The 15,752-nt window shown below is 46.4% G+C and carries 11 protein-coding genes; 7 read left to right on the forward strand and 4 right to left on the reverse strand.

What is annotated here, in order from left to right:
• The first annotated feature begins 110 nt into the window (after window positions 1-110).
• The 5 genes from der (at window position 111) to yfaE (ending at window position 6,857) form a co-directional block, all read left to right on the forward strand.
• Window positions 111-1,571: a ribosome biogenesis GTPase Der gene (gene der / locus LVJ86_RS04765; protein ID WP_047761651.1), complete on the forward strand. Its 1,461-nt coding sequence runs from the start codon at window positions 111-113 to the stop codon at window positions 1,569-1,571.
• A 336-nt stretch (window positions 1,572-1,907) separates the two neighbouring features.
• Window positions 1,908-2,189: an RNA chaperone Hfq gene (hfq, locus tag LVJ86_RS04770; protein WP_047761652.1), complete on the forward strand. Its 282-nt coding sequence runs from the start codon at window positions 1,908-1,910 to the stop codon at window positions 2,187-2,189.
• Window positions 2,190-2,534: 345 nt separating this feature from the next.
• A complete protein-coding gene (nrdA, locus tag LVJ86_RS04775) occupies window positions 2,535-4,814 on the forward strand; it encodes a class 1a ribonucleoside-diphosphate reductase subunit alpha (RefSeq protein ID WP_047761653.1) in 2,280 nt (759 codons plus the stop codon).
• 351 nt (window positions 4,815-5,165) lie between these two features.
• On the forward strand, window positions 5,166-6,299 hold the full coding sequence (gene nrdB, locus LVJ86_RS04780; protein ID WP_047761660.1) for a class Ia ribonucleoside-diphosphate reductase subunit beta: 1,134 nt from the start codon (window positions 5,166-5,168) through the stop codon (window positions 6,297-6,299).
• A gap of 261 nt (window positions 6,300-6,560) precedes the next feature.
• Window positions 6,561-6,857 (forward strand): class I ribonucleotide reductase maintenance protein YfaE, encoded by a 297-nt coding sequence (gene yfaE / locus LVJ86_RS04785; protein ID WP_047761661.1) that lies wholly within the window; start codon window positions 6,561-6,563, stop codon window positions 6,855-6,857.
• Between the two features lie 262 nt (window positions 6,858-7,119).
• Here the strand turns inward: yfaE and purL are convergent, their stop codons facing one another.
• Window positions 7,120-11,058, reverse strand: coding sequence for a phosphoribosylformylglycinamidine synthase (gene purL, locus LVJ86_RS04790; protein WP_047761654.1), 3,939 nt, complete (start codon window positions 11,056-11,058; stop codon window positions 7,120-7,122).
• A 174-nt stretch (window positions 11,059-11,232) separates the two neighbouring features.
• On the opposite strand from purL, the gene LVJ86_RS04795 reads away from it, so the two are divergent.
• Window positions 11,233-11,571: a P-II family nitrogen regulator gene (locus LVJ86_RS04795; RefSeq protein WP_047761655.1), complete on the forward strand. Its 339-nt coding sequence runs from the start codon at window positions 11,233-11,235 to the stop codon at window positions 11,569-11,571.
• A 61-nt stretch (window positions 11,572-11,632) separates the two neighbouring features.
• Here the strand turns inward: LVJ86_RS04795 and LVJ86_RS04800 are convergent, their stop codons facing one another.
• Together LVJ86_RS04800 and LVJ86_RS04805 are read right to left on the reverse strand one after the other, a co-directional pair.
• A complete protein-coding gene (locus tag LVJ86_RS04800; RefSeq protein WP_047761656.1) occupies window positions 11,633-12,988 on the reverse strand; it encodes an ATP-binding protein in 1,356 nt (451 codons plus the stop codon).
• Entirely contained in the window at window positions 12,989-13,651 is a 663-nt protein-coding gene (locus LVJ86_RS04805; protein WP_047761657.1) for a response regulator, read from the reverse strand.
• Window positions 13,652-13,697: 46 nt separating this feature from the next.
• Between LVJ86_RS04805 and LVJ86_RS04810 the strand changes: the two genes are divergently transcribed.
• Window positions 13,698-14,351 carry an IS1595 family transposase gene (locus LVJ86_RS04810; RefSeq protein WP_244702552.1) on the forward strand — a complete coding sequence of 218 codons (654 nt, stop codon included), beginning with the start codon at window positions 13,698-13,700 and terminating at the stop codon, window positions 14,349-14,351.
• Window positions 14,352-14,575: 224 nt separating this feature from the next.
• Here LVJ86_RS04810 and LVJ86_RS04815 read toward each other — a convergent pair whose 3' ends face one another.
• A complete protein-coding gene (locus LVJ86_RS04815) occupies window positions 14,576-15,703 on the reverse strand; it encodes a M14 family metallopeptidase (protein WP_047761286.1) in 1,128 nt (375 codons plus the stop codon).
• Window positions 15,704-15,752 lie beyond the last annotated feature (49 nt).

Genomic DNA, 15,752 nt, shown 5'->3' on the forward strand with positions numbered 1-15,752 from the left:
ATTACTGTAAAGACAGTGTATTGCTCAAAGGAGTGCATAACAGGCTTGCTAAGAGATAATCTCATGCAAGCCCGTTGTGTTTTAACCTGAATTCATACGTTGAGAATATTATGAAACCCACTATTGCCTTAGTAGGCCGTCCGAATGTCGGTAAATCGACATTATTTAACCGTTTAACCCGAACAAAAGATGCATTGGTTGCCGACATGCCCGGTTTGACCCGCGACCGACATTACGGGCATGGTCGTATAGGCAGTAAACCTTATTTGGTTGTTGATACGGGTGGTTTCGAACCGGTTGTTGACAGTGGTATTCTGCATGAGATGGCCAAGCATACTTTACAGGCAATTGATGAGGCAGATGCCGTTATCTTTTTGGTAGACGGTCGTAACGGACTGACACCGCAAGATAAAATTATTGCCGATCGCCTCCGTCAAAGCCCTCGGCCGGTTTTCCTAGCTGTTAACAAAGGGGAAGGGGCCAATCGTGCCGTGCTGGCTTCTGAGTTTTATGAACTGGCTTTAGGTGAGCCTGTTGTGATTTCAGGGGCGCATGGAGATGGTGTTTATCATTTGATAGAAGATGTATTAGAACACTTTCCTGACGTCGAAGAGGAAGTTGAAGCCGCCAAGCATCCGGTATTTGCCGTTATTGGCAGGCCGAATGTAGGTAAGTCGACTTTAGTAAATGCCATTTTAGGCGAAGAGCGTGTGATTGCTTTCGATATGGCGGGTACGACGCGTGACAGTATCCATATTGATTTTGAACGAGAGGGAAAGCCGTTTACCATTATTGATACGGCAGGCGTTCGTCGTCGCGGCAAAGTAGAAGAGGCAGTAGAAAAGTTTTCTGTAATCAAGGCTATGCAAGCTATCGAAGCTGCTAATGTAGCCGTATTGGTACTGGATGCGCAGCAGGACATTGCTGACCAAGATGCGACTATTGCCGGTTTTGCGCTGGAGGCAGGGCGTGCTTTGGTAGTTGCCGTCAATAAGTGGGATGATATTGATGAGGATCGGAAAAACCAAGTAAAGCGTGATATTGCCCGCAAGCTGTATTTCTTGGATTTTGCCAAGTTCCATTATATTTCTGCTTTGAAGGAGCGGGGAATTGACGGCCTATTCGGCAGCATTCAAGCTGCTTATGATGCGGCAATGATTAAAATGCCCACGCCGAAAATTACCAGAGTATTGCAAAGTGCGCTGGAACGCCAGCAACCGCCGAGAGTTGGCTTGGTACGCCCGAAAATGCGCTATGCACACCAAGGTGGTATGAATCCTCCGGTAATTGTAGTCCACGGTAACTCTTTACAGCATATTTCAGATGCATATACGCGCTATCTGACACAGACTTTCCGTAAAGCCTTTAATCTGCAAGGTACGCCTTTGCGTATTCAGTACAATGTTTCGGAAAACCCATATGAAGAAGCAGCCGATAAGCCTAAGAAAAAACCTTTGCGTCGGGTGGCTTTAAGCAACCGTATCGAAAAGCGTGAAGGGCGTAAAGAAGAGAAGAGCCGTTTTAAAAAGAAAAATAAAGTCAGCATAAAAAAATTACAGGCTAAAAAATAGTTAACTATGCCGTCTGAAATCAGGAACTTTCAGACGGCATAGCTTTCTGACATAAGCGACTGCTGTGTTTATGTCGTTAATTTAAAAAAATGTAGTCAACCATCGGCTTTTATAGTGCCATATTGCCTTTGGAAATTGTGGTATGTATTTGGAAAAATACGCCCCCGGGTGCTATAAGCCTATTAGCCGGCCATATCTGCAAACCTCGTTTATAGTTGAGGGTAATCATAAATGTTTGCAAAATGCACTATAAAAGTGTTGGTAAAAATTCGCATTCAAGGCTACAATCAGACGGCAATTTCCCGAAACTTTTAAAACATAATAACGGAGTATAAAATGACCGCTAAAGGACAAATGTTACAAGATCCTTTCTTGAATGCTTTGCGCAAAGAGCATGTGCCGGTATCGATTTACTTGGTAAACGGTATCAAACTGCAAGGCCAAGTAGAATCTTTTGACCAATATGTGGTTTTATTACGCAACACATCAGTTACCCAAATGGTTTATAAGCATGCTATTTCTACCATCGTGCCGGCACGAGCGGTAAGCCTTCAGCATGAAAACCGCCAGCAGCAGGCTGCACCGGTTCAAGTAGAAACCACACAGCCGGCAGAATAAAAACAACTTGTGTTGAGTGTAAACAAAAATACCTTACTTAACGGTAAGGTATTTTTGTTTTTGGTATTGGAAATAGCCTCAATGAGTAAAGGCTATTTCTGTTGCACTTTAGGGTGTTTACAATTCTTAACTTTTTAATGAGAAAACGGCTAAAGCAAAGCTGGCAATCTGCAAGCATTGAGCATGCAAGGACTTATGCTATTAAGCATGAAAAAGCTCAAACGAAGAGAGTATTTTTTTCGTATCTTGTCAAGACTGGCAGGCCGTCTGAAATTACTTTATATTGTGGTCTGTCTCTTGTGATACTACTGTATCTTGTGTTTTAACCTCAGTCGGAAATTTGTTATGAATGCAGCCGCCAACCTTAAAGTAACCAAACGTGACGGGCGTTTGGAGGATATTAATCTCGATAAAATCCATCGTGTAATTACTTGGGCGGCAGAGGGGTTGAATAATGTATCCGTATCACAGGTGGAATTGAAGTCACATATTCAATTCTACAACGGCATCCGTACCGATGATATTCACGAAACCATTATCAAAGCGGCAGCCGATCTGATTTCTCAAGAAACACCCGATTACCAATATTTGGCCGCCCGATTGGCCATTTTCCATTTGCGTAAAATTGCCTATGGCCAATTTGAGCCGCCTCATCTTTATGAACATGTGGTGAAGTTGGTTGAGGCGGGAAAATACGATCGTCATTTGTTGGAGGACTATAGTCGCGAAGAATTTAATGATCTCAATGACTATATTGACCATGAGCGCGATATGTCGTTTTCCTATGGTGCAGTCAAACAGCTGGAAGGTAAATATCTGGTACAGAACCGGGTCACCCGTGAGATTTATGAAACTCCGCAGTTTCTTTACATCTTGGTGGCTATGTGTCTCTTTGCTAAATATCCGAAAGAAACCCGCTTGAGCTATGTGAAGAAATTTTACGACGCCACCAGCTTATTTAAAATTTCTCTACCCACACCGATTATGTCGGGAGTTCGCACGCCGACCCGCCAATTCTCCAGCTGCGTACTGATTGAGTGCGACGATAGCTTAGACAGTATCAATGCCACTACCAGTGCCATTGTAAAATATGTTTCCCAACGTGCCGGTATCGGTATCAATGCAGGACGCATCCGCGGCTTGGGTAGCGAAATCCGCGGCGGAGAGGCGCAACATACCGGTTGTATTCCGTTTTTCAAAATGTTTCAGGCGGCAGTTAAGTCATGCTCGCAAGGCGGGGTGCGAGGCGGGGCAGCTACTTTGTTTTATCCGCTTTGGCATATTGAAGTTGAGAGTTTGCTGGTACTGAAAAATAACCGGGGTGTAGAAGATAACCGTGTGCGCCAATTGGATTATGGCGTACAAATCAACCGCCTGCTTTATACCCGTTTGATTAAAGGTGGCGATATTGCATTGTTCTCACCGCAAGAAGTACCCGGTTTGTATGATGCTTTCTTTGCTGACCAAGACGAATTCGAGCGCCTGTATACAAAATATGAGCAAGATCCGAATATTCGTAAACGTGTGGTGCCGGCAACCGAGCTTTTTTCTATCCTCATGCAAGAGCGCGCGGGAACAGGCCGTATCTATATTCAAAACGTCGATCACTGTAATACCCATAGCCCGTTTGATCCGCGCGTCGCACCTGTCCGCCAGTCTAATTTGTGCTTAGAAATCGCCTTGCCGACCAAGCCTTTGAACGATATTAACGATGAGAACGGCGAGATTGCCCTGTGTACTTTATCTGCCTTCAATTTGGGTGCACTGGAAAGTTTGGATGAGTTGGAAGACTTATCCGATTTGGCGGTGCGTGCATTGGATGCCTTGCTTGATTATCAAGATTATCCGATTAAGGCTGCCCGTATCGCAACCATGAACCGCCGTACTTTGGGTATTGGTGTAATCAACTATGCTTACTATTTGGCGAAAAACGGTGCTCGATACAGCGATGGTTCTGCATTGGGCCTAACCCACCGTACTTTTGAAGCAATCCAATACTATTTGTTGAAAGCATCTGTTCAACTGGCAAAAGAATATGGAGCTTGCCCACTGTTTCACGAAACTACCTATGCCCAAGGCAAACTGCCAATCGATACCTACAAAAAAGACTTGGACACTATTTGCCAAGAGCCTTTACAGCTAGATTGGGAAAGTCTGCGTGCCGATATCGTGAAATACGGATTGCGTAATTCTACGTTGACTGCACTGATGCCGTCTGAAACCAGTTCTCAGATTGCTAATGCAACCAACGGTATTGAACCGCCGCGCGGCTTGGTATCTGTGAAAGCATCCAAAGACGGTATTTTGAAACAAGTGGTACCTGAATTTGAGCGCTTGCGTAATGCTTATGAGTTGTTATGGCAAATGCCGGGTAATGATGGTTACCTGCATTTGGTGGGTATTATGCAGAAATTTGTCGATCAAGCGATTTCCGCCAATACCAGCTACGACCCCCAGCGCTTTGAGGGCGGCCGCGTGCCGATGAAACAGATGCTGAAAGACTTGCTCACCGCATATAAATACGGTGTGAAAACCTTGTATTACCACAATACCCGCGACGGTGCCAACGATACCCAAACCGACCTGCAGGATGACGGTTGTGCGGGTGGTGCGTGTAAGATTTAATTAGAAATCAAGTTGTTCGGGTGTGTGAATAAGGCTTCAAAGGATTAGGAAGCCTTGACTTGTCTTATCTAGAGCTCTGGTTTCTCAGTTACTCAAAGCTTTATTTGCATATGTAATTTGTTATTTTTATAAAAATATTTATGCAAAAAATATTTGATCATCCTTGGTTGTCTGCTTTCTTTTTTATGGGCTTTTTAGCTTTAATAATCTTTATTGTATATAGAGCACAAAGTATTAAGGTTTCTCATACTAATAAAGAAGGGAGCGCAACTATATTTGAATATAAAAGTAAATAAGTTATACCTCTAAAAGATTTGAATTGGATAAATCATGTCCTGCGAACATTTAGTTATGTCATACAGCACTTTCAGTAAAGAAAAAAATAATGCATTGCTGGAGCCGATGTTTTTCGGACAGCCGGTGAATGTGGCACGTTACGATCAACAGAAATACGAAATTTTTGAAAAGCTGATTGAAAAGCAATTATCTTTTTTTTGGCGCCCGGAAGAAATAGATGTATCGCGCGACCGTATCGACTATCAAAATCTACCCGAGCATGAACGGCACATTTTTATCAGTAATTTGAAATACCAAACCCTGCTTGATTCGATTCAAGGACGTAGCCCTAATGTCGGTTTGCTTCCGTTGGTGTCGATTCCGGAGTTGGAAACTTGGATTGAAACTTGGTCTTTTTCGGAGACCATTCATTCCCGTTCTTACACCCATATTATTCGCAATATCGTGAACGATCCTTCAGTGGTATTTGACGATATTGTTGATAATGAATATATCATCCGCCGTGCGGAAGATATTGCCTGCTATTACGATGATTTGATCGAATATACCCAGTATTATAATTTGCTGGGTGAAGGGCGGCATCAGGTAAACGGTAAAACGGTTTCTATCAGCTTACGCGAGTTGAAGAAAAAACTGTATTTGTGCTTGATGTGTGTGAATGTGTTAGAAGCCATCCGCTTTTATGTATCGTTTGCCTGCTCGTTTGCCTTTGCGGAGCGGGAGTTGATGGAAGGTAATGCGAAGATTATTAAGTTGATTGCCCGCGACGAAGCATTACATTTAACCGGCACGCAGCACATGTTGAATCTGATGCGTAGCGGGGCAGATGACCCTGAGATGGCGGAAATTGCCGCCGAATGCGAAGGCGAATGTTTCGAGCTGTTTAAAAATGCGGCGATGCAGGAAAAAGAGTGGGCGGAATATTTATTTAAGGATGGTTCGATGATCGGCTTGAACAAAGAGATTCTCAGCCAATATGTTGAATACATTACCAATCTGCGTATGCAGGCAGTAGGCTTACAGCCGGCCTTTGAGAAAGCCAGTCAAAATCCGATTCCGTGGATCAACGCTTGGCTTTCTTCCGATAATGTGCAGGTAGCCCCTCAAGAGGTCGAAATCAGCTCTTATTTGATCGGGCAGATTGATGCCGAAGTGAAAGTAGAAGATTTAGGGGATTTTGAGTTGTAAACTTTTTGAATAACAGGCCGTCTGAAACAGTTGTGGTTACGGCAGCTTTTCAGACGGCCTTTATTTTTATAAAAATTTATGTAGCCCGGATCTTGAAGTTATATCAAATGATTCATTAAAACGTCATCGTTTTTTTATAATCTTTTCAGACGGTATTTACCATCTGAATCGTATAGGAAAACGATGCTTGATAAAAACACATTATATTTTTCTTCACCCGGTTGGCCTTTGCAGACCAAATGTCGGGTTTTGACTAAGAGTATGACCTTAATCACCACCAGCGATAAAATTTTTGAACTGCAAGCAGGAGAAACACTTCTGGAAGGTTTAGAGCGTACCGGCCATGAAGTGGAATACCAATGCCGTAGCGGCTATTGTGGTTCGTGCAGGATACGCTTGGTTTCCGGCAGTGTAAGTTATGATGAATTGCCGCTGGCTTTTATCGGACCTAATGAGATATTACCTTGCTGTTGCCGTGTGCGAGAGCCGATAACAGTTGATTGCCATACGGTTTTGAGGGAAAAGGATCTGTTTGAGCCGGAGTTATTTTCGGATTAGTAGAAATGGGTGTAAGGTTGGCTTTTAGATTTGACTATCTGCCGTAAAGATAGATTGGGCATAAATTTTTAAGCGCTTTAATCTTTGTGTCGGTAGCTATGAAAGCCAAGCCGGGAAATTTTGTATAACGAAAATAGGCCGTCTAAAAAAAACTGTGTTTTCAGACGGCCTATGGTTAAGGTAGAAGAAGTTGTTGTCGGTAGCAAAGCAGAAAAGAAAAATGGCAGACGAAATAATCTGCCATTTTTTTTAGGGGGCAAAGTTAGCCTAAAGCTTTACGGGCTCCTGCAAACAGTCTGTACCAGCCTGACAGCTCGCCCCAATTTTCCGGAGCCCAGCTCATCTGTGCCGTACGGTAAACACGTTCGGGATGCGGCATCATGATGGTTACGCGTCCATCGGCATTTGTAACACCGGCAATCCCCTGTGGCGAGCCGTTCGGGTTAAGCGGATAGGTCTCGGTAATTTGGTTTTGGCCGTCTACATATTGTAAAGCGATATTCAGGCCATCCGAAACGTTGCCGCTCAGATGGTTGAAATCGGCACGGCCCTCGCCATGGCTAACGACTACAGGTAGGCTGGAACCGGCCATTTCTGCCAAGATCAGGGAGGGTGATTTTGGAATATTCACCATGCTCAAGCGTGCTTCAAATTGTTCGCTGAGATTGCGTTTGAATTTCGGCCAGCCGGTTGTACCGGGAATGATTTCGGCAAGGCTGCTGACCATCTGACAGCCGTTGCAGACGCCAAGGGTAAGGGTATCGGAGCGGTCGAAGAAGGCAGCGAACATATCGCGCAAGGCGGGATGGAACAAAATAGATTTGGCCCAACCCTCACCGGCACCTAAAACGTCGCCGTAACTGAAACCGCCGCAGGCAGCCAGCATTTTAAAGTCTGCCAAGTTGGTACGGCCGGCCATTAAATCGCTCATATGCACATCATAGGCATCAAATCCTGCACGGGTAAATGCAGCGGCCATTTCAATTTGGCCGTTAACGCCTTGTTCGCGCAGTATGGCGATTTTGGGTTTGGCACCGCTGTTGATAAATGGTGCGGCAATGTCTTCCGTTGTATCGAAAGTGAGATTGGTAAATAGTGTGCTGCGCTTATCATCTGTCAATAGGGCAAATTCACTGTCTGCACAAGCCGGATTATCGCGTAAACGCTGCATCTGGTAGGAGGTTTCGCTCCAAGCTTTTTGCAGATCGAGGCGGTTTTCGCTGAGTAAAACGGTATTGCCGTTTTGAATCAATAAGCGGTCACTTTGGTTGATTGTACCGATTGCATGTAAAGTTTCGCTGATACCGGCTTCTTCAAAGGCAGTTTGTAGAGCGGTGATGTGCTCGTTAGCTACTTGGATGACAGCCCCCAATTCTTCGTTAAAGAGTGTTCGTGCGGCTGCATCTTGTAACTTGTGGTTGGCGCTATTGGCGTTGGTTTCGGCAATCATTTCAGCCAAATCGATATTCAGGCCGAGATGAGCGGCAAAACTCATTTCGGCCAAAGTGGCAAAAAGGCCGCCGTCGCCGCGGTCGTGATAAGCCAGTAATTTGCTTTCGCTAACCATTTGTTGGATAACGCGGTAAAAGTTTGTCAGTAAAGAAGGCGTCTCTAAATCAGGGGCAGTGCCCGCCATGTTTTTCCATACTTGGCTGAGCGCACTGCCGCCCATGCGGCTGCGACCTCTTCCTAAATCAATGGCAAACAAGGTGCTGTCAGGGTAGTTTTTAAGTTCCGGGGTAACGGTTTTGCGTACGTCGGCCACGGGGGCAAATGCCGAAATAATCAGAGAAAGCGGCGAGGTAACTGATTTTTGTTCGCCGTTTTCCTGCCAAACGGTTTTCATCGACAATGAATCTTTACCTACGGGGATGCTCAGGCCGAGTCCTTGGCAGGCTTCTGATACAGCTTCTACGGTACGGTAAAGTTTTTCGTCTTCGCCGGGATTGCCGCAAGCAGCCATCCAGTTGGCGGAAAGTTTGATATTGCCGATTTTTCCGATATTAACCGAAGCAATATTGGTGATGGCCTCGCCAATAGCCATACGGCCTGAAGCGGGTGCATCGAATAGGGCGACGGTGGGTTTCTCACCCATACTCATGGCTTCGCCCTTATAGGTGTTGAACCCCATCATGGTTACAGCGGCATCGGCTACGGGCGTTTGGAATGGTCCTACCATTTGGTCGCGGTGGGTCAGGCCGCCCACGCTGCGGTCGCCGATGGTGATCAGGAAGTTTTTCGAAGCAACGGTAGGCAAGCGTAATACACGATAGGCCGATTCGCGTAAGTCATAACGTCCGGCATCGAATATTTGTTCGGCAGCAGCGGTTTTATTATCGCTGCGGGTGGTTTTGGGCGGTTTTCCGAGCAGAACATTCAAAGGTAAATCAACCGGATGGTTGTCGAACAAATCATCACGCACCTGTAGATGGCCGTCGTCGGTAGCAGTGCCGACTACGGCAAACGGGCAGCGTTCGCGTTCGCAGATAGTGCGGAAGGCTTCCAAATCTTTTTCCAAGATGGCTAATACATAACGTTCTTGGGCTTCGTTACACCAAATTTGCATTGGGGTAAGGCCGTGCTCTTCCAGAGGAATATCGCGCAGTTTGAATACGGCACCACGACCGGCATCGTTCACCAATTCAGGGAAGGCATTGGATAGGCCGCCCGCGCCGACGTCATGAATCGAGATAATCGGGTTATTACTGCCGAGTTGCCAGCAGCGGTCGATTACTTCTTGGGCACGGCGTTCGATTTCGGGATTGCCGCGCTGTACCGAGTTAAAGTCTAAGTCGGAATGGTTAGTACCGGTATCCATGCTGGATGCGGCGCCGCCGCCTAAACCGATAAGCATACCGGGGCCGCCGAGTTGGATAAGCAGGGCACCCTCGGGAATTTCGTTTTTATGGGTTTGTTGCGCTTGGATGTTGCCTAAGCCGCCGGCAATCATGATGGGTTTGTGGTAGCCGCGCATCTGGCCGTTATGCTCTTCTTCGAAAGTGCGGAAGTATCCCAAAAGATTAGGGCGGCCGAATTCGTTGTTGAACGCAGCTCCACCGATGGGTCCTTCGAGCATGATATCGAGTGCGCTGCTGATGTGGTCGGGCTTGCCGTAAACGGGTTCGTTCGGATTGTATTGCTCCCAAGGCTGCGGAGCATCGGGGATATTCAGGTTGGAGACGGAAAAGCCCGTTAAGCCTGCTTTGGGGCGGGAACCTTTGCCGGTTGCACCTTCGTCACGGATTTCACCGCCCGCACCGGTAGCCGCTCCGGCAAAAGGAGCGATAGCCGTGGGGTGGTTGTGCGTTTCCACTTTCATGATGATGTGCGTTGGTTCTTCATGGAAGCGGTAGGCTTGGTTTTCGTTTGCGCTTGGGTAGAAACGTTCGATGGTGGCGCCTTCGATAACCGAAGAATTGTCTTTATAGGCGACTACCGTGCCTTCAGTGTGGGCATTATGGGTATCGCGAATCATGCCGAATAATGATTTGGGTTGCTTTTCACCGTCGATGATGAAATCGGCATTGAAGATTTTATGGCGACAGTGTTCGGAGTTGGCTTGGGCAAACATCATGAGTTCGACATCGCTGGGGTTGCGCTTGAGGGCGCGGTAGTTTTCAACCAGATAGTCGATTTCATCTTCTGAAAGTGCGAGACCAAGGCTGCTGTTGGCTTCGACCAATGCCGCACGGCCGTTTTCCAATACGTTTATGCTACCGAAGGTTTGTGCTTCGGGATGGTTGAACAGGAGTGATGCGGTTTGAAAATTGGGCAGTACGCTTTCGGTCATGCGGTCATGCAGCAGATCTGCCCATTGTTGTTTTTCAGATTCATTCAGACGGCCTGAAACCCATACGGCCATGCCGCGTTCGATACGCAGTACGGATGATAAACCGCAATTGTGTGCGATGTCGGTTGCTTTGGAAGCCCAGGGTGAAATAGTACCGATGCGGGGCGTGATCAAAAATAAATGCAGGCCGTCTGAAGCGGTAGGCGTGGTATTTACGCTTTCGGCTGCCAGTAGGGCCTGCAATTTTTCAACGGTTTCTTTTTCAAGTGGATCGGCACTATTAACAAAGTACCAGTATTCGCTATTGATTTCGGTGTGCGGTAAACCGGCTGATGCGGCTTTTTGTATGAGTTTTTCAATACGGAAATCGGATAAGGCAGTAACGCCGCGTAAGGGCAAAACGACAGACATGGAATTCAGCTCACAAATGCGGTTGGAAAGAATTTGGATTGTACGCGAAATCGGCCTTTTTTGCTTGGGATTTTTCGGTGTCTGGCAATTGAATTCGGGCTTTCTTTGTGTTAACGTAACAACATAAATTGCAAACAATTTTCTATCTGTTTTGATATCGTAAGGAAAGCTGCCATGAAAAAAATCGAAGCTATTATCAAGCCCTTTAAGCTCGACGATGTAAGGGAAGCTTTAACGGAAATCGGTATTACGGGCATGACTGTCAGTGAGGTGAAAGGGTTTGGCCGCCAAAAAGGGCATACTGAAATTTACCGCGGGGCAGAATATGCCGTCGATTTCTTGCCTAAGGTTAAATTGGAATTGGTTTTGAGCGATGATCAGGTAGAGAATGCCGTTGAAGTAATTGTAGAGGCTGCCCGTTCCGGAAAAATCGGAGATGGTAAGATTTTTATCCTACCTGTTGAGGAGGCCGTACGTATCCGTACGGGCGAACGTTCGGATGCGGCTGTATAAGCATATATTTGATTTTCCGGATTTTAAACATGCCGTCTGAAAATTTTCAGACGGCATGTTTTTAGTCGGCTTTAACCAAGGTGGCGCAGAGCCCTCCTTGGGGGCGGTTGGTTAATGTAAGCTTTAGTCCGTGTAATGCGGCAATACTTTCTACAATTGAAAGCCCTAAGCCACTGCCTTGTTGGTTTTGCCCGGCAGGCCGGAAAAACCGTTCTCTGATGCGGGGCATATCTGCTTCGGCAATACCAGGTCCTTCATCGTATACTTCTATGCTTTGAGGGTTGAGTACAAGGCTGACCTTGCTGTTTTCAGGGCTATAGCGTATGGCATTATCGAGCAGGTTGCGCATCATTAATTGCAACAGCATGGGGTTTCCTTCTTTGGGGGTAATGTTGTCGAAGCCGTAAGGACATTCCAGCTTGAGCTGTACGCGCTTTTCGCGTGCTTGAAGGTTAACGCTTTTAAGGGCTTGATGGGCAGTTTCCTGCCAATTGATCGGTACGGCATCCGGCAGTGCTTGCATCGGGTCGAGACGGGACAAGGTGAGGAGTTGTTCGGTCAGGCGGTGGGCGCGGTCTATACTTTCGCGGATGTTGTTCAAATGATGTTGTTGTTCGTATTCGTTATTGCTGATTGCCAGTACTTCCGTTTGAACTTTCAAGGCGGCCAGCGGGCTGCGCAGTTCGTGTGCGGCGTCGGATGTAAAACGCTGCTCTCTTTCTAATGTAGCGGAAACACGTGCTAACAGGCCGTTTAGTGCCCGTATCATCGGTAGGGTTTCGGTAGGTACGTTTTCAGATACGGCTTGCAGGCTTTGGGCATCGCGCGCTTGTAATTCTTGAGTCAGTTTGTCGAGAGGCTCCAAGCCTTTGCGTATGCCGTATGAAATCAGCCAGAGTAAAGCGGGCAGTAATATAAGCGATAGCCCTAACTGTACCCATAAGGCATTAGTTAGTGTGGCAAAACGTTCTTTCAAATTTTGGGATACGGCAACAGTATGTCCGCTTTGGGAATCATGAAGATAGAGGTAACGCCATGCACTACCTTTCCAAAATGTATAGCTGTTATGGAATCCCTCTGTTTGCCGGTGTTCGATTTCTTTACCGTCAAGGTTGGCCGTTAGCAAATCCCCTTGTTTGTTCCAGATGGCAAAACCGTTGTTATCATCCTCATGAAAATCATTTTGGGGTAATCCGGCACGGATGATACTGCTTTCTTCGTGATCGTTTAGCGGTCGGGACAGTTGTAGCAATACGCGCGCAAGTTGGCTCATTTGGTGGTCGGCCACTTCATTTATTTCATGCATGGCTATGGCCGCACTGCCGACAGCAGTTGCCAGCCATAATGCTAAGAGGCCGCCGCTCAAATAACTGATGAGACGGCGGCGGATACTGATTGTTGCTGCGGGACGGCTCATTTAAGGCATCTCTCCGATTTTATAACCCAAACCGCGGTGGGTTTGAATGAAGCAGCTGCCGATTTTTTTGCGTAAATGGTGGATGTGTACTTCTACGGCGTTGCTTTCGACTTCTTGATCCCAACCGTAAAGCTTGTCTTCGATTTGTGCACGACTATGGATATGAGTCGGTTGTGACAGTAATAGTTCAAGTAGCATATATTCGCGCTGTGTCAGAACAAGTGGAGCACCGTGTAGGGTGGCGCTTTTTGCAGTGGTGTCAAGGCTGAGATTGCCGTAAGTTAATGCACTACTGGCACGGCCGTGGCTGCGGCGGATAAGAGCCAGCAGTCGGGCGGCAACTTCATCTAGGGCAAAAGGCTTGCAGAGGTAGTCGTCTGCTCCAGCGTTTAATCCGGCCAAACGGTCAGGTAGTGCGTCTCGGGCGGTAAGGATTAAAACGGGAGTATCGGATTTATTGGCACGCCAATGGGCCAAAATATCCATTCCGTCGATATGGGGAAGCCCCAAATCCAATACGACGGCATCGTAGGGGGCTGCTGACAAGGCATCGCGGCCATGTTTGCCGTCTTTAAACCAGTCAACGATAAAGCCGTGTTTTAAAAGGCCATGGTATAGGCCGTCGCCGATATGACGGTCATCTTCAATCAATAAAATACGCATAATTTTTGGGGCTGTATTAGATTGGCAGTTATGTTACCCTTTAAAAATGAAGATAACACACTGTAAACTATCTAAAAAATTACAAAAAAAGTTGCTTGAATTTTTTGTACTTGAGGTAACCGCCCGTTCTGCTGCCAATTTATTGGATATTAACCCCAATTCAGCAGCTCTGTTTTACCGTAAAATTCGCCAAGTCATTGCCTATCATTTAGAGCTTCAAGCTGATGAAATCTTTGATGGTTCAATCGAGCTTGATGAGAGTTATTTTGGTGGACAACGAAAAGGCAAACGCGGTCGCGGAGCGGCTGGGAAAGTAGCGGTATTTGGTATTTTGAAACGTCAAGGCAAGGTTTATACTGTTGTCGTTAAAAATACCAAACAAGATACTTTACTACCTGTTATTAAACGAAAAATAATGCCTGATAGCATTGTTTATACGGACTATTACAAAAGCTATGATGTGCTAGATGTGAGTGAATTTACGCATCACAGAATCAATCATTCAGAGCTTTTTGTCGACCGTCAAAACCATATCAACGGTATTGAAAACTTCTGGAATCAGGCAAAGCGCGTTCTACGAAAGTACAATGGAATTGACCGAAAATCTTTCCCTTTATTCTTGAAAGAATGCGAATTTCGTTTTAACTTTGGTACACCAAAAGAGCAACTTAAAATCTTGCGAATTTGGTGTGATATTTAAGGCTAATCTAATACAGCCCCTAATTTTTTTACTATACCATTCAAAAGTTGCCGACGTGCATTCAGTAGGACAGACGGATGGGGTTGCAAAAGGAGTTAAGCCAGCTGAAAGTGCTGTTTTGCTAGTAAAGCAAGTAAGACTTAAAAGAATCTTAAGTTTAGGCGGTTTATTTTCAGACGGCCTGCTGTGTTGTTGGCGGGCCGTCTGATAGCTACTTTACTGGATTAGCGTAACGCGGGTAAGGTATTAAGGATAGCTGAAAGAGTTGCTTCGCCTAATCGTAGTGAGCGCTGGCCGTTCCAACCGAAATCATCATCCGGGATATTGTTGTTGTCTTTGAAAGGCATTTCCAAGGTATAAGCCAAGCATTTAAATTCTTCGCCTACCCATGAGGTAGCCATGCTGAGGTCGGCTTTGCCGGGCTTTGATTTCGGATAACCGTGTTCGTCTTGGAAATCCGGACTGGCTGCTTGAAGTGCGTTTTTGAAACGGGTTTCCAAATCGGCAATGCGTTGCGAGTAACTGGGCACGCCTTCTGTTCCGGCAACGAAAATATAAGGTATGCTCTCATCTCCATGGATATCGAGGAATAGGTCTACACCGGTTTCGCGCATTTTATTGCGGACATAGTATACTTCCGGGCTTTTCTCGATGCTGGGAGACAGCCATTCGCGGTTTAGATTGGCGCCGGCGGCATTGGTACGCAAGTTACCTAAAGCCGAACCGTCTGGATTCATATTGGGAACGATGTAAAAAGTGGCTTGGTCGAGTAGGGCGCGCGCAGTCGGATCCTGAGGATCAAGCAGACGGGCCAACAGGCCTTCTACAAACCATTCGGCCATGGTTTCGCCCGGATGTTGGCGAGCCGTAATCCAAATTTTCAAATCGCTTTCGACTTGGTTGCCTATGGTAAGCAGGTTGATATCGCGCCCCTGTACGGTGCTGCCCAAATCATCGATTTGGCATAGGCCGCTGCCTTGGGCATCACCTAGTAGGTTAAGGTGCTGTTCGCTGGAATAGGGTTCGAAGTAGGCGTAGTAAATGCTGTTTGATAGGGGGGTATGCTCAATAGTCAGCACGCCGTTTTCATATTTGGTGGGGACGCGAAACCAGTTTTGGCGGTCGTAAGATGCGCAGGCCTGATAGTCTTCCCAACCTTCCGGATAGGCTGAAGATGCTGCGTTTTCAAAGTGCATAATGCAGTTTTGGTAGGCAGCTCCCTGTAGGCGGAAGTAAAACCATTGGGCAAAGTCTGAAGCGTTGTCGGGGCGGAGTTGAAGCCGTATATTCTGAGGGTCTTGCAAATCTACAACGGTTATCGAACCGGCATCGAATTGGGCACTGATTTTCATGTAAGTTTCACCATTTGATAGGCATAAAGCGTTATTGTACTGCTTGTGC

Source organism: Neisseria arctica (genome assembly GCF_022870905.1).
In the GTDB taxonomy this organism is placed as follows: Bacteria; Pseudomonadota; Gammaproteobacteria; order Burkholderiales; family Neisseriaceae; genus Neisseria; species Neisseria arctica.

Bases quoted from the DNA above. Each gene is read 5' to 3' on its own strand.
- der (WP_047761651.1), top strand. From the start codon at position 111: ATGAAACCCACTATTGCCTTAGTAGGCCGTCCGAATGTCGGTAAATCG.
- hfq (WP_047761652.1), top strand. From the start codon at position 1,908: ATGACCGCTAAAGGACAAATGTTACAAGATCCTTTCTTGAATGCTTTG.
- nrdA (WP_047761653.1), top strand. From the start codon at position 2,535: ATGAATGCAGCCGCCAACCTTAAAGTAACCAAACGTGACGGGCGTTTG.
- nrdB (WP_047761660.1), top strand. From the start codon at position 5,166: ATGTCATACAGCACTTTCAGTAAAGAAAAAAATAATGCATTGCTGGAG.
- yfaE (WP_047761661.1), top strand. From the start codon at position 6,561: ATGACCTTAATCACCACCAGCGATAAAATTTTTGAACTGCAAGCAGGA.
- purL (WP_047761654.1), bottom strand. From the start codon at position 11,058: ATGTCTGTCGTTTTGCCCTTACGCGGCGTTACTGCCTTATCCGATTTC.
- LVJ86_RS04795 (WP_047761655.1), top strand. From the start codon at position 11,233: ATGAAAAAAATCGAAGCTATTATCAAGCCCTTTAAGCTCGACGATGTA.
- LVJ86_RS04800 (WP_047761656.1), bottom strand. From the start codon at position 12,988: ATGAGCCGTCCCGCAGCAACAATCAGTATCCGCCGCCGTCTCATCAGT.
- LVJ86_RS04805 (WP_047761657.1), bottom strand. From the start codon at position 13,651: ATGCGTATTTTATTGATTGAAGATGACCGTCATATCGGCGACGGCCTA.
- LVJ86_RS04810 (WP_244702552.1), top strand. From the start codon at position 13,698: ATGAAGATAACACACTGTAAACTATCTAAAAAATTACAAAAAAAGTTG.
- LVJ86_RS04815 (WP_047761286.1), bottom strand. From the start codon at position 15,703: ATGAAAATCAGTGCCCAATTCGATGCCGGTTCGATAACCGTTGTAGAT.